The sequence below is a fragment of the Tolypothrix sp. VBCCA 56010 genome, assembly GCF_050875635.1.
Lineage (GTDB): Bacteria > Cyanobacteriota > Cyanobacteriia > Cyanobacteriales > Nostocaceae > Hassallia.
On the sequence record NZ_JBPAOH010000531.1, the window covers coordinates 1 to 227 of the forward strand.

The 227-nt window shown below is 51.1% G+C and carries 1 protein-coding gene; it reads left to right on the forward strand.

The window, feature by feature from the left end; all coding sequences use genetic code 11:
• Positions 1-227: AMP-binding protein (locus tag AABK37_RS42230; protein WP_432557307.1), on the forward strand; the 227-nt coding region annotated here is incomplete at both ends.

Genomic DNA, 227 nt, shown 5'->3' on the forward strand with positions numbered 1-227 from the left:
TGGTCGGTATTTGCACGGAACGCTCTAGTGAGATGGTGGTGGGACTGCTGGCAATTCTCAAGGCGGGTGGCGCATATGTGCCTCTCGACCCAATCTACCCAAGAGAACGATTGGCGTACATTTTAGAAGATGCCCGTGTAGAAGTGCTACTGACACAACAACACTTAGCAGACCTTGTACCCGACGTGCATGGGCATATTGTCTACTTGGACTCATATTCCCCCAAC